Below are 14708 nucleotides of genomic sequence, written 5' to 3' on the forward strand. Positions count from 1 at the left end.
CCCCCCCCCCCCCCCGCTTTTTTGTTATCGGGGATTTCGGTATCAGGCGATCAGCTGGCCAAAACGGTCGACCTCATCGGCCGTCGTCGCGAAGCTGGTGACGAAGCGATACAGCAACTCGTCCTCGCTAATGTGGCCGTCAAAGCCGTGCGGCTTGTGCCAATCATAGAACGCCGCACCCGCTGCCTGCAGCTTTTCAGCTTCGGCTTTCTTGATTACTGCGAAAATCTCGTTTGCCTGCGGCAGCCATGCCAGCTTTGCCGTGGCCGAATCCTCGATCGCGGCGGCAAGGCGTGCGGCCATGGCGTTGGCGTGGCGGGCGGTGTCCAGCCACAATCCGTCTTTGAAATAGGCCTCGAACTGCGCCGCGACGAAGCGCGATTTCGAAAACAGCTGGGCGGCGCGCTTGCGCAGGAACGCCAATTCCCTGGCACGATCAAGATCGAACAGCACGATCGCTTCGGCGCACCAGCAGCCATTCTTGGTGCCGCCGAAGGACAGGATGTCGACGCCGCGTTTCCAGGTCATTTCGGCTGGCGACGTGTCGAGCGCGACCAGCGCATTGGCAAAGCGGGCGCCGTCCATGTGCAAGGGCACCGAATATCGTTTGGCGATCGCCGCGATCGTCTCGATCTCATCCAGGCCGTAGATGGTGCCGACCTCGGTCGACTGGGTGATCGAAACGGCCATCGGCCGTCCCCAATGGACGATTTCCGGTGCGAAACGGCCGATGGTCCTTTCCAGATTGTGCGGATCGATCTTGCCCAGCGCGCCATCGATCTCATGCAGGCGTGAGCCGCCGGAAAAATACACTGGCGCGCCGCATTCGTCCTCGATGACATGCGATTCGCGATGAGCAAAGGAAATGCCGCCCGGCTTGTTGTAAGCGGTCAGCGCCAGCGAGTTGGCGGCCGTGCCGGTGGCGACGAAGAACACCGCGACCTCGCGTTCGAAAATCTCGCTGAAGCGCTGGTAGACTGCCTGGTCGAGCGCTCCGTCGCCGTAGGCGGTGGAAAAGCCGCCGGCATTGGCCGACAGGCCGGCGGCAATGTTGGGGTGGGCGCCTGCCCAATTGTCGGAAGCGAAGAACATGCATCTGCCTATGTCTTGGGAGAACGGGGGGTTGGGGAAATCAGACTGAAGTTGACCGGTTTCGCGTGCTGATCGCAAGGGCCAGGCGCCGGAAAAACAGTAAAGCCAGCCAACGGGCAAAGCCCAGGCCGACGACTGAAGCTTACGTTTTTCCTCAGCTTCGCGACATTTTCTGTCGCGAATGCCCCAAGTTTTTTGCAAATCGGTCTTGTGTGCGTCCGGGATTTCTGCCATAAAAATTTAGGACAGTAGTGCTGTCTTATTTTGTCGCACAAAACGAGCTGGATTGGCGTATCATTTGGGCCTCTCCGGCTGTTGCCGCGAGCGACAGGTGGACAGCCAGACTCTGGCCTGTACGATTACCAGATGCGATCCATGCGGAAAGCCGCCTGGTTCGACAGGATTTCGCAAGACGTGCCACAAGGATCAGGGTGAGCCAAGCGCTTGCCGAGGCAAACCAGCGCCTGAATGGCTGGGAAGGAGGACAGGAGATGACGGACATGACGCACTCTGCGACGAACGGCCAGGCCGCGCAGACGAAAGCGGCAACCGTCAAAACCACCTTGCGATCCAATATTGGCCGAAGCGCCAACGGATTTTCCGCCCAGGGCCTCTACGATCCGCGCAACGAGCATGACGCCTGCGGCGTCGGCTTCATCGTCAACATGAAGGGCGTGAAGTCGCATCAGATCGTCGAGGACGGGCTGGCTGTGCTCGAAAACCTGACGCATCGCGGCGCCGTCGGCGCCGATCCGCTGGTCGGCGATGGCGCCGGCGTACTGGTGCAGCTTCCCGACCAGTTCTTCCGTGAGGAGATGGCAGCCCAGGGCATCGAGCTGCCGCCGGCGGGCCAGTACGGCGTCGGACATTGGTTCATGCCGCAGGACGCGGCCCTTCGCGCCCATATCGAGGACATCATTGCCGAATCGGCGCAATCCGAGGGACTTCCGCTCATCGGTTTCCGTGACGTGCCCGTCGACAATTCGTCGCTGTCGAAGGCGCCCGACATCGTGGCATCCGAGCCGTTCCATCGGCAGATCTTCATCGGCCGCACGCCAGACATTACCGATGACGAGGAATACGAGGCCAGGCTCTATCTGCTGCGCAAGGTCATCTCGGGCCGCATCTATGCCGAGAACGACAACATGGACGTTGGCGCCTATTGCGTGTCGCTGTCGGCGCGCACCATCGTCTACAAGGGCATGTTCCTGGCTTATCAGGTCGGGGCCTACTACAAGGACCTCAAGGACCCGCGCTTCGAAACCGCGCTGATCCTCGTCCACCAGCGCTTCTCGACCAACACGTTCCCGTCATGGAAGCTGGCGCATCCCTACCGCATGGTCGCCCACAATGGCGAGATCAACACCGTGCGCGGCAACAACAACTGGATGGCTGCGCGCCAGGCGTCGGTCGATTCCGAACTGTTCGGCAACAACATCTCGAAGCTGTGGCCGATTTCCTATGACGGCCAATCCGACACCGCCTGCTTCGACAATGCGCTCGAGTTCCTGTTCCAGGGGGGGTACAGGCTCAGCCATGCCATGATGATGCTGATCCCGGAAGCCTGGGCCGGCAACAAGCTCATGGATGCCGATCGCAAGGCCTTCTACGAATACCATGCGGCACTGATGGAGCCGTGGGACGGACCGGCGGCGGTGGTCTTCACCGATGGCCGCCAGATCGGCGCCACGCTCGACCGCAATGGCTTGCGCCCGGCGCGCTACATCGTCACCGACGATGACCGCGTCATCATGGCCTCGGAAGCCGGCGTGCTGCCTGTGCCGGAGGAGAAGATCGTCAAGAAGTGGCGGCTGCAGCCTGGCCGCATGCTTCTGATCGACCTGGAGAAGGGGCGCATCGTCTCCGACGAGGAGCTCAAGTCGGAGATCGCGACCAAGCATCCCTACAAGACCTGGCTCGCCAACACGCAGCTGATCCTCGAAGATCTGAAGCCGGTCGAACCGCGCGCGTTGCGCAAGGATGTCAGCCTGCTCGATCGTCAGCAGGCATTCGGCTACAGCCAGGAGGACACCAAGCTGTTGATGTCGCCGATGGCGACGACAGGCCAGGAAGCGGTGGGCTCGATGGGCACCGACACGCCGATCTCGGCGATGTCGGACAAGTCGAAGCTGCTCTACACCTATTTCAAGCAGAACTTCGCCCAGGTCACCAACCCGCCGATCGACCCGATCCGCGAGGAGCTGGTGATGAGCCTGGTGTCCTTCATCGGGCCGCGGCCCAACATCTTCGACCTTGTCGGCAATTCGCGCCGCAAGCGGCTCGAAGTTCGTCAGCCGATCCTGACCAATGGCGATCTCGAAAAGATCCGCTCCATCGGCCACACCGAGGACCGTTTCGACACCAAGACGATCGACATCACCTATGGCTCCGCCGAAGGCGCCGCGGGCATGCAGGGCGCCATCGATCGGTTGTGCGAGCGGGCGGAGGCGGCGGTTGCCGGCGGCTACAACATCATCATCCTGTCCGACCGCCAGGTCGGGCCCGACCGCATCGCCATCCCGGCGCTGCTGGCGACGGCGGCGGTCCATCATCACCTGATCCGCAAGGGGCTGCGCACCTCGGTCGGCCTCGTCGTCGAATCCGGCGAGCCGCGCGAAGTGCATCATTTCTGCTGCCTCGCCGGCTATGGCGCCGAGGCGATCAATCCCTACCTCGCCTTCGACACGCTGCTCGACATGCACAAGCGCGGCGAACTGCCGAAGGAAGTGGACGCCTACGAAGTCGTCTCGCGCTACATCAAGTCGATCGGCAAGGGCATCCTCAAGGTGATGTCCAAGATGGGCATCTCGACCTACCAGTCCTATTGCGGCGCGCAGATTTTCGACGCCATCGGCCTGAAGACCGATTTCGTGCAGCAATACTTCACCGGCACCGCGACGCTGATCGAAGGCGTCGGCCTGGACGAGATCGCGGCCGAGACGCTCAGCCGCCACAATGACGGTTTCGGCAACGACCCCGTGCTGCGCAACAGCCTCGAGGTCGGCGGCGAATACATGTTCCGCATGCGCGGCGAGGCGCATATCTGGTCGCCCGATGCTGTCGCCACCTTGCAGCACGCCGTGCGCCAGGGATCGTGGGAAACCTTCAAGGACTATTCCGCCCAGATCGACAGCGAGACGGCCCGCGCCCAGACCATTCGCGGCCTGTTCAAGCTCAAGCTGGCCGGGGAAACCGGCCGCAAGAAGGTGGCGCTCGACGACGTCATGCCGGCGGCCGACATCGTCAAGCGGTTCTCGACCGGAGCGATGTCGTTCGGCTCGATCTCGCGCGAAGCGCACACGACGCTGGCGCGCGCGATGAACCAGATCGGCGGCAAGTCGAACACCGGCGAGGGCGGCGAAGAGGCCGACCGCTATCTGCCGCTGCCGGGCGGCGGCAAGAACCCGGAACGCTCGGCGATCAAGCAGATCGCCTCGGGACGTTTCGGCGTCACGGCCGAATACCTCGTCAACTCCGACATGATGCAGATCAAGGTGGCGCAGGGTGCCAAGCCCGGCGAGGGCGGCCAGCTGCCCGGCCACAAGGTCGACGCCACCATCGCCAAGGTCCGGCATTCGACGCCGGGCGTCGGCCTGATCTCGCCGCCGCCGCATCACGACATCTATTCGATCGAGGATCTGGCACAGCTGATCTACGACCTGAAGAACGTCAATCCAGCGGCCGACGTGTCGGTCAAGCTGGTGTCGGAAGTCGGCGTCGGCACGGTCGCGGCGGGCGTCGCCAAGGCGCGCGCCGACCACATCACCATCTCTGGCTATGACGGCGGCACCGGTGCCTCGCCGCTGACCTCGCTCAAGCATGCCGGCAGCCCGTGGGAAATGGGCCTTGCCGAGACACACCAGACGCTGGTGCTGAACGGCTTGCGGTCGCGCGTTGCGCTGCAGGTCGATGGTGGCTTGCGCACAGGGCGCGACGTCATCATCGGCGCGCTGCTCGGCGCCGACGAGTTCGGCTTCTCGACCGCACCGCTGATCGCGGCCGGCTGCATCATGATGCGCAAATGCCATCTCAACACCTGTCCGGTCGGCGTCGCGACGCAGGATCCGGTGCTGCGCAAGCGCTTCAAGGGCACGCCCGAGCATGTCATCAACTTCTTCTTCTACGTCGCGGAAGAGGTGAGGGAGCTGCTCGCCGAGATGGGCTACACCCATCTCGACCAGATCATCGGCGACACCGATCTTCTGGAAAAGCGCGACCTGATCGTGCACTGGAAGGCGCGCGGGCTCGATTTCTCGAAGATGTTCTTCAAGCCGGATGCGCCGCATGAAGCGGTGCACTGGACCGAGCGGCAGAAGCACCCGATCGACGACGTGCTCGACCGCAAGCTGATCGAACTGGCCAAGCCGGCGCTCGAGAGCAAGCTGCCGGTCAAGATCGAGGTCGATATCCGCAATGTCGACCGCTCCGCGGGCGCCATGCTGTCGGGCGAAGTGGCCAAGCGCTTCAAGCACAAGGGCCTGCGCGAGGATACGATCCAGGTGAAGCTGACCGGCACTGCCGGCCAGTCCTTTGGCGCCTTCCTGGCGCGCGGCATCTCGTTCGAGCTTGTCGGCGCCGGCAACGACTATGTCGGCAAGGGCCTGTCGGGCGGACGTATCGTCATTCGGCCGCCGGAAGAGGCCAAGATCGTCGCGGCTGAATCCATCATCGTCGGCAACACGGTGCTCTATGGCGCAACCGAGGGCGAAGCCTATTTCGCCGGCGTCGCCGGCGAGCGTTTCGCCGTGCGCAATTCGGGCGTCGCCGCCGTCGTCGAAGGCGTCGGCGATCATGGCTGCGAGTACATGACTGGCGGCATCGTCGTCGTCATCGGCAAGACCGGCCGCAACTTCGCCGCCGGCATGTCTGGCGGCGTCGCCTACGTGCTCGACGAGGCGGGCGATTTCGCCGAGCGCTGCAACATGGCGATGGTCGAGCTGGAGCCGGTTCCGGAAGAAGACGATCTGATGGAAAGGCTGCTGCACCATGGCGGCGACCTCGACCACAAGGGCCGCGTCGACGTCTCCGGCGACATGACCAGCCATGACGAGGAGCGGCTCTACCAGCTGATCTCGAACCATGTGCATTACACCGGGTCGGTGCGTGGCCGCGAGATTCTCGACGACTGGGCGACGTTCCGGCCGAAGTTCCGCAAGATCATGCCGGTCGAATACCGCCGCGCCCTGATCGAGATGGAACGCATGCGCATGGGCGTTGCGGCGGAATAGGCTTTGCAATGGCCGGGGAGCCCAGGCTTCCCGGCCCATCTTCATCGACAGTTTGACCTCCGGCGCAAGGTTGCCATGGCTGCCTCAAGGGGTTAACGGGTGCGGCGAAAACCGCACCATCTGGACAGCAGGAACTGGACTATGGGCAAGGTAACAGGCTTTCTCGAAATCGACCGGCAGGTGCACAAGTACCAGCCGGCCTCCGACCGCATCCGGCATTTCCGCGAGTTCACGCTGCCGATGTCTGACAAGGAGGTCGAGAAACAGGCCGCGCGCTGCATGGATTGCGGCATTCCGTTCTGCCACGGGCCGACCGGCTGCCCGATCCACAACCAGATTCCAGACTGGAACGACCTCGTCTACAATGGCGACTGGGACAACGCGATCCGCAACCTGCATTCGACCAACAATTTCCCGGAGTTCACCGGCCGCATCTGCCCCGCGCCTTGCGAGGAAGCCTGCACGCTGAACCTCGAGGACATTCCCGTCGCCATCAAGACGGTCGAGCAGGCGATCGCCGACAAGGCCTATGAAACCGGCCATATCAGGCCCTATCCGCCGGAGAAGAAGACCGGCAAGCGGGTCGCCGTCATCGGCTCCGGCCCGGCCGGCATGGCGGCTGCCCAGCAGCTTGGCCGCGCCGGTCACGACGTCCATGTCTACGAGCGCGAAAGCCGGCCCGGCGGGCTGATGCGCTACGGTATTCCCGACTTCAAGATCGAGAAGCACTATATCGACCGGCGCATCGAGCAGATGCAGGGCGAGGGCGTGACCTTCCATTGCGGCGTCAATGTCGGCGTCGACAAGCCGGTCGCCGAACTGCTCGCCGAACATGATGCCGTGCTCTATTGCGGCGGTTCCGAAACGCCGCGCGCGGCCGGTATTCCCGGCGACGATCTCGGCGGCGTGCATGACGCGATGCCCTATCTGGTGCAGCAGAACAGGCGGGTCGGCGGCGAACCGATCCAGTCGGTGGCGTGGCCGTCGCATCCCATCATCGCCGGCGGCCAGCATGTCGTCGTCGTCGGCGGCGGCGATACCGCGTCCGACTGCGTCGGCACGGCCTTCCGCCAGGGCGCGGTGCGCGTCACACAGCTCGATATCCGCCCACAGCCGCCGGAGAAGGAAGACAAGCTTTCGGTCTGGCCCTACTGGGCGACGAAGATGCGCACCTCGTCCTCGCAGGCCGAAGGCGCCGAGCGCGAATTCCAGGTGGCGACGCTCGAATTCATCGGCGAGGAAGGCCAGCTGACCGGCGTCAAGTGCTGCGAGGTCGATGACAAGCGCAAGCCGATCGCCGGTACCGAATTCGTCATTCGTGCCGATCTCGCTTTCATCGCCATCGGCTTTGCCGGGCCGGCCGCGGCAGGTGTGGCGAGGGAATTGGAGGGTGAGATGAAGATCGCCACCGACAGCCGCCGCTCGCGCAATGTCGAGGCCAATGACCGCGACTACAAGACCAGCGTCGACAGGCTCTATGCGGCCGGCGACGTGCGTCGTGGCCAGTCGCTGGTCGTCTGGGCGATCCGCGAGGGCCGCCAGGCTGCGCGCGCGATCGACGAGGCGTTGATGGGGTCGAGCGTTCTCCCGCGCTGAGCCCGGCCTCAGAGCCGCGCTGCGAGACTAACGATTGATCGCGGTCGTGGTGTCGGTCGCGGCTGCGGCCTTCGGCGGCCAGGAGAAATCGTCGGCGCGGCCGGGCGATGCAATCGGTGCCTTGCCCTCGACCACAAGCTTTTCACCGGGCAGGTCCGGATTGGCCTTTGCCGGCGGTGCCGCGCCAAGCAGCTCCGAGCCGCCGTCGAGTGCCGGATCGCTGAGCAGCATCGGCGCGGTGCGGTCGATGACGATGGGGGGCGCGGCCGGCGCCGGCGTCTCGACAGGGGCGCCCGCCGGAGCGGACGGTGTAATCATGCTTCCCGGCGCGGTCAGGCCGAGGATCTTCAGCAGCGGTTTTTCGGTGTAGAAGGCGAGCTTGCGCTTGCCCGCCTTCGAGATATTGATGCCGTCATCGGCGCGCAGCCGCACCGGCTGGCCGTTGATGTCGGGGCCGCTGGTGACGAAGGCGCCGTTCTCGTCGACAAAGCCGTCCCAGATATCGACGAATTCGCCGCCATGGCTTTCTGCGGCCTGATGGTAGATGTCGTTGAAGGCAAGCATATCCGAGGTCATCTTCGGCACCCGGAACGCCGGCATGCCGACCCAAAGGAAGGGGACCTTGGCCGCGGCGATGGCTTTGCCCAGCGCGTCGGTCCTGCGTTCATATTCCTTGGTCCAGTTCTCGGAGCGTGGCTGTTCGCGCACGTCGCCCACCTTCATCGACTGGCGGTCGTTGGAGCCCAGCATGACGATCACGGCGGCGGGTTTTTCGGTCTCGATCAGCGATTTGATCTGTTCGGGCCAGTTGTAGAAATCATCGCGCACGAAGCCGGACGAGCCATTGCTGCGAACGACGATCCTGACGCCGGCATTCTCTGCGAAAGCGGTGTCGAGGCCTTCGGCGAGGCCGGCCGCCATGAAGTCGCCGACCACCAGGACGGTGCGGGCGTCCGGCGCCTTGTCGACCACCGGGATTTCCGGTTCCGCGGGCGGGCGCGGGGCGCGGGGTTTTTTCGCCTTGGGCCTGGGCCTCGGCTTCTGGATATCCAGGGGCGGCTCAATGCGCTCGCTGCGGCGCGGAAACAAAAGGTCGCGCAACGACCAGCCGCGGTTTTGCTGCTCCTGCGCCATGGCCGGCGCATGAAAGGCGCCAGCAACGCCGACGGCAAGCACGACCACGGCCAGGACGAGCACCGGCATGCGACGAACAAGCCCTGCGATGCGCGCAGCCGAAGCCAATCGTTTCCTCCGTCCCTTGGCGCAGTCCTGCCGAAAAACCGCATCGGTTTCTCGGCAAATGCCGCGCCAACCAGATTGCTACAGTGTCCTTTGCGCGCCTGGAAGGCCGCGCGGCACCGCAGGCGGCTCTATTTCTGCCGGAGCCACTTCAGCACTTCCATGCTCGGATAGCCGTCCTGGGTCAAGCCGGCCTTGGCCTGGAAGGCCATGATGGCAGTCTTCGAGCCGTCGCCGATCTTGCCGTCGAACTTGCCGTCGTAAAGGCCATGCTGGGAAAGCCGCTTCTGCAGCTCCTGTCTTTCCTCGAAAGTAAGCTTGGTGAAAGGCCGCTTCCAGTCCTGCACCAGACCGCTCGAGCCGGCGATTTCGTCGGCAAGAAGGCCGACGGCCAGCGCATATTTGTCGGCGTTGTTGTAGGCCTTGATGACCGTGAAATTCTTGATCATCAGGAAGGCTGGCCCGCTGCGGCCGTCCGGCACCTTCAGCGTCGCCTTGTCGGAGCCGTTCTTGAACGGCTTGCCGTTGGCCCTGGCGACGCCGAGCGCCTGCCACTGCGACAGCGTCTTGGAACCGCCGGGAAGTTTTCCGGCTGGCAAGGCGACCTCATAGCCCCAGGTCTTGCCGGCCTGCCAGCCATTCTTCTTCAACAAATTGGCTGATGTCGCCAGCGCATCGGGGATCGAATTCCAGATGTCTCGCTTGCCATTGCCGTCCATGTCCACGGCATAGTGCAGATAGCTGGTCGGGATGAACTGGGTGTGGCCCATGGCGCCGGCCCAGGATCCGCTCAGATGGCTTTCGTCGATGTCGCCGGTCTGCAGGATCTTCAGCGCGGCGATAAGCTGTGTGCGGGCGAATTTCGCCCGCTTCGGATCGGCGTAGGCCAAGGTCGCCAGCGAGCGAACGACGTTGCGCATGATGTCGTCGCGCTTGAGGATCTCGCCATAATTCGATTCCATCGACCAGATGGCCAGCAGGATGTAGCGGTCGACGCCGAACCTGGCCTCGATCCGATCCAGCCACGGCTTCCATTTCCTGGCCATCTGCTGGCCGACGGCGACGGACTGATCATGGACGCGGTTGTCGAAATAGTCCCAGGCGGGGGCCGTGAATTCAGGCTGCGTGCGCGCCTTTTCCAGCACCACGGGATCGATATCCCTGATGTTCCTGAAGGCCTGGTCGTATAGGGCGCCGGAAACGCCGCTCTGCACGGCGGTGGCGCGGAAGCCGGCGACCCATTGCCGGAAACCGGCATCGGCGAAAGCGGGGCCAGGCATCAGCAGAGCGAGCGATAGGCTGGCTGCCGCCATGACGCTGGTAAGAATTTTTGCGGCATTGCGAACGGACATCTTTTCCTCCTTCTCTGTCTCAGGAAAGACCATTCATCGCCGAACCAGGTTAGGAATTAGTTTACCATAGGTGCCACCGGGAACGAAAAGACGCTTCGAAGCTTTACCGGTGGACGCTCCCCTCAGTTTCCCAGTAATCCCCAATTCCGGCGTGAAAATGTCTTGAAACGGGGATTGCGGAGCTGGCCCTCAAACGGATAATTGAAAGCATGAAGAGAGTTCGCAAGGCAGTCTTCCCGGTCGCCGGCCTCGGCACACGGTTTCTTCCGGCCACCAAGGCTGTTCCCAAGGAAATGCTGACCGTCGTCGACCGGCCGGTGATCCAGTATGTGGTGGATGAGGCGCGCGAGGCCGGCATCGAGCATTTCATCTTCGTCACCGGTCGCAACAAGGCCGTCATCGAGGACCATTTCGACATCCAGTTCGAACTCTATGACACGCTGGCCCAGCGCGGCAAGGACGACCAGCTCGCCCGCCTGCAGCGGCTGCAGCCGGCGCCGGGGCAGACCAGTTTCACACGCCAGCAGGTGCCGATGGGACTTGGCCACGCCGTCTGGTGCGCCCGCGAGCTCGTCGGCGACGAACCCTTCGCGCTTTTGTTGCCCGACATGATCATGCAGTCGGAGAAGAGCTGCACGAAGGCAATGGTCGAGCTCTACGAGGAGACGGGCAACAACATCATCGCGGTGCAGGAATGCGATCCCGCCGAAACCCACAAATACGGCATCGTCGGCCGCGGCGAGGACACGCATCACGGCTTCCGTATCACCGAGATGGTGGAAAAGCCGAAGGCCGGCACCGCGCCGTCCAACCTCTACATCAACGGCCGCTACATCCTGCAGCCGGAGATCTTCAAGATCCTAGAAGGTCAGGAAAAAGGCGCCGGCAACGAGATCCAGCTCACCGACGCCATGCTGAAGCTGGAAAAGCAGCAGCCTTTCTACGGCTACCACTATCGAGGCCGCACGTTCGACTGCGGATCGCCGGAGGGTTTTGTCGAGGCCAATGTTGCCTTCGCGCTGTGGCGCAGCGACATGAACGAGAACATGGCGGGCGTCATCCGCACGCTTCTCGACGAGCTGAAGCCGTCAGAGCGCCGTGGCGCTGCGTTTTAAAACATCCTAGCGAGCGGCCGGATGTCGTTGGTGCGGCCGTTCAGCGCTGCACCTTGACGCCGAGGAAGATGCTGTTGGCGGTGTAGTCCCGGCCCGGCAGGTTGCTGGTCAGTTTCTCGGTCCTCACTCTTGTGGTCAGGCCGGCGTAGCGGTTCAGCCACCAGGTCAGGCCGGCCTCGGCGCTCAACACCCTGTCATGGCCGTCGATGCCGATGTAATCACGCCAGTCGAGACCCAGAGCCGCGTTGGCGGTGAGGTTGGCGCGAATCTGGCGTTCGCCGGTCAGGCGACCGGAATAGAGGATGTCGCCGCTCTCGCCCGATGTGGTCGTGGGCTCGACGGTGGTCCGCCCGGTCAGGCCGATTATGGTGCCGCGCTCGGGTGACCATTTGAGGTCGGCGTTGACGGTGGCACCCGATATCGCATCAAGGTTTTTGTCGTCGATCGCTTCCCTGAGCCAGCCGGCCGAGAATTCGCCCGACAGCTTCTCACCCATGTCGAGTGCAAGGCCGGCGCGGGCGCCGAGCCGCGTCGACGAGCGCTCGAAGCCTTCATTGTCGATGCGTTGATCATAGGTCCGGCGGCCGACCTCGATTTCGGTGAAAGGGGTCAGGGCAGGGGAGATCTCGTAGCCGGTGCGCAACGTCGCCGTGTAGAGCGTCGAGTCCTGATCCTTCTGCGATAGCGAGGTGCCGTCCGAGAGCTTGGCGTCGCCGTAGAAGTCGTGCGAGACCGCGCCGGTCAAGGTGTACTGCATCTTGCCGAGATGCTTTTCGACGGCCAGGCTGCCATCGATGGTCTGCCGCAGCGGCTGCTTGCTGACGCCGGCAATGGCGTCCGGCGATGATGCCGATTCCGGCACGGCCTCGTAGCCGAGCTTGGCGATGGCGCGCAATTCATTGTCGAGGTCGACATTGAGCTGGCCTTCGATGCGGCCTTGCTCGTCGTGAACCGGGTAACCCGAGACGGTCTCGCGAAAAAGGCCATAGCCGTCGATCGTAGCGGAGTTCTCGCGCCAGTCGGAGGCGGCGGAAAAGCGCAGCGCCGTCTCGGACAGCAGCGCCGACTTGCCTGCACTGCTCGAATCGCCGTTCGAGGTGGCGGTCAGGCCCTGTTCGATCGTCGGCCGGATGACGAAGGAGCCCCATTTGACGCCGGTGGCGGCAAACGGATCATCCTCCAGCTTCTTCTTCTGGCCTTCGATGGCGTCCGTACGCTCCGCTCCTGGGTCGAGCTTCTGCCTGTCGGCGCTGTCGATGGTGAGTGCGCGGCGGTTGGCCGTGTCCGCATCGGTCTCTGCAGCATCGGTGGCGTCCGTCGTGGAGGCGGTCCGGGAGGCGGTCGTGGAAGCGGTGATGTCGGAGGTGTCGGCCGTCGATTTCTTCTTCTTTTTCGACTTGTCGGCAGCCTTGTCCTTGGCTTGGTCAGCCGCATTCTGCCTGGCGCTCGATGAGCGGCGGCGCGGCTTGGGCGGCGCCGCCGTGTCGGCGGACGTGTCGTCAGTGGCTGCCGGCGGGTCGAAGAGGCTGCCGGTCGCGGTGGCGTCGCCAGTGTCGGCGTCGTCAGGCACGGCACCGGCGCTGGCCGGCAGATAGGTGCGGGCCGGCGCATTGTCCTGCGCGGCGTTGGCCGGCTGTTGACCCTGCGCTGCCAAGGCCAGCTGTCTCGCCTTGCGCTGCTGGTCGGACAGGATCGCCGATTCCGAAACTTCGCCGCGCAGTTCGGTTTCCTGGGCATGGAGCGCCGTTGGGCGCAGCAAGGCAAACATGCTGGTTGCCAGCAGCAAGGCGCAGACCGCCTTGCCCCCACGTCGCGTCGAATTTTCTGGCTGGACCCCGGACATCGCCACCACTGCTTGCGCGGCGCACGCGCGCCATACTTACCGAACCGTAAATGGGGATGGTTAACGGAGGGTTGAGGCAGCGGCCCGTCAGCTGCCTGAAGCGCTGATTTCCAAAGGGATTCATACTGCGTGCGTTTTCTCGCCTGCCGTCGTCTGAAACCACCGCACACGTTCGGGCGATATGCCTGGGGCCATTTCCGTTGGACAGCGCGCCGGCAAAGCGCTAATCGCATCAGCCATGCATGCGGGATCCCTGGATAAGAAGCCTTTGGACAGGCAAGCCTCGATCGCTTCGGCGCTGAGGACGGTGGCGACAGAACAGGCTGGTGTCGAAGCCCTCGCCGAGGCGCTGGAGAATGGGCTGGCCGCGCCTTTCGCCCAGGCGGTCGAGATGATCTCGGGGATTGAAGGCCGGCTCATCGTCACCGGCGTCGGCAAAAGCGGCCATATCGGTTCGAAGATCGCCGCGACGCTGGCCTCGACCGGCACGCCGGCTTTCTTTGTCCATCCCGCCGAAGCCAACCACGGCGATCTCGGCATGATCGCCAGGGACGACGCCATCATCGCCATGTCGTGGTCGGGCGAAAGCAAGGAACTGATGGGCATCGTCGCCTATTCCAGGCGCTTTTCCATTCCGCTGATCGCCGTCACCGCCGGAGAGACATCGGCGCTGGCGCGGGCGGCGGACGTGGTGCTGCTTTTGCCGCGCGCTCCGGAGGCCTGTCCGCACGGCCTGGCGCCAACGACATCGACGCTGCTGCAACTGGTGATGGGCGACGCGCTGGCGATCGCGCTGCTCGAAGCACGCGGCTTCACGCCGGACCATTTCCGCACCTTTCACCCGGGCGGCCAGCTCGGCGCCAACCTGACGCAGATCCGCGAGATCATGCATGTCGGCGACAGGCTGCCGCTGGTGGTTGCGGGCACCGGCATGCAGGACGCGATCCTGGAACTGTCGCGCAAAGGATTTGGCTGCGTCGCGATCACCGATGTCGACGGTGCGCTGGTCGGCATCATCACCGATGGCGACATCCGCCGTCACATCGGCAGCAATCTGCTGGCGATGACGGTGGATCAGGTGATGACAAGAGGTCCGAAGACCGCGACGCCGGACACGCTGGTGGCAACGGCGCTGCAGACGATCAACAATTCAGCCATCACCAGCCTGATGGTGGTGGAGGGCCGGAAACCAGTCGGCCTCATCCACCTGCATGATCTGCTGCGTATCGGCGCCGCCTGAACG

The 14708-nt window shown here is 63.8% G+C and carries 8 protein-coding genes; 4 read left to right on the plus strand and 4 right to left on the minus strand.

Annotated features, from left to right (window positions below; genetic code table 11):
* Window positions 1-42 precede the first annotated feature (42 nt).
* Window positions 43-1092: a threonine aldolase family protein gene (locus LB519_RS25990; RefSeq protein ID WP_224621528.1), complete on the minus strand. Its 1050-nt coding sequence runs from the start codon at window positions 1090-1092 to the stop codon at window positions 43-45.
* Window positions 1093-1583: 491 nt separating this feature from the next.
* Here LB519_RS25990 and gltB point away from each other — a divergent pair, with 491 nt between their 5' ends.
* A complete protein-coding gene (gltB, locus tag LB519_RS25995) occupies window positions 1584-6320 on the plus strand; it encodes a glutamate synthase large subunit (RefSeq protein WP_013529718.1) in 4737 nt (1578 codons plus the stop codon).
* Between the two features lie 141 nt (window positions 6321-6461).
* On the plus strand, window positions 6462-7916 hold the full coding sequence (locus LB519_RS26000; protein ID WP_013529719.1) for a glutamate synthase subunit beta: 1455 nt from the start codon (window positions 6462-6464) through the stop codon (window positions 7914-7916).
* Window positions 7917-7943: 27 nt separating this feature from the next.
* Here the strand turns inward: LB519_RS26000 and LB519_RS26005 are convergent, their stop codons facing one another.
* Window positions 7944-9158, minus strand: coding sequence for a DUF459 domain-containing protein (locus tag LB519_RS26005; RefSeq protein WP_013529720.1), 1215 nt, complete (start codon window positions 9156-9158; stop codon window positions 7944-7946).
* A 128-nt stretch (window positions 9159-9286) separates the two neighbouring features.
* A complete protein-coding gene (locus LB519_RS26010; RefSeq protein ID WP_224621529.1) occupies window positions 9287-10507 on the minus strand; it encodes a lytic murein transglycosylase in 1221 nt (406 codons plus the stop codon).
* A gap of 209 nt (window positions 10508-10716) precedes the next feature.
* On the opposite strand from LB519_RS26010, the gene galU reads away from it, so the two are divergent.
* Window positions 10717-11622, plus strand: coding sequence for a UTP--glucose-1-phosphate uridylyltransferase GalU (gene galU, locus LB519_RS26015; protein WP_013529722.1), 906 nt, complete (start codon window positions 10717-10719; stop codon window positions 11620-11622).
* Between the two features lie 40 nt (window positions 11623-11662).
* Here galU and LB519_RS26020 read toward each other — a convergent pair whose 3' ends face one another.
* Entirely contained in the window at window positions 11663-13465 is a 1803-nt protein-coding gene (locus LB519_RS26020; RefSeq protein ID WP_224621530.1) for an outer membrane beta-barrel protein, read from the minus strand.
* Between the two features lie 238 nt (window positions 13466-13703).
* Here LB519_RS26020 and LB519_RS26025 point away from each other — a divergent pair, with 238 nt between their 5' ends.
* Window positions 13704-14705, plus strand: coding sequence for an SIS domain-containing protein (locus tag LB519_RS26025; protein WP_013529724.1), 1002 nt, complete (start codon window positions 13704-13706; stop codon window positions 14703-14705).
* Window positions 14706-14708 lie beyond the last annotated feature (3 nt).

The sequence above is a fragment of the Mesorhizobium sp. AD1-1 genome (assembly GCF_020164655.1).
Lineage (GTDB): Bacteria > Pseudomonadota > Alphaproteobacteria > Rhizobiales > Rhizobiaceae > Mesorhizobium > Mesorhizobium ciceri.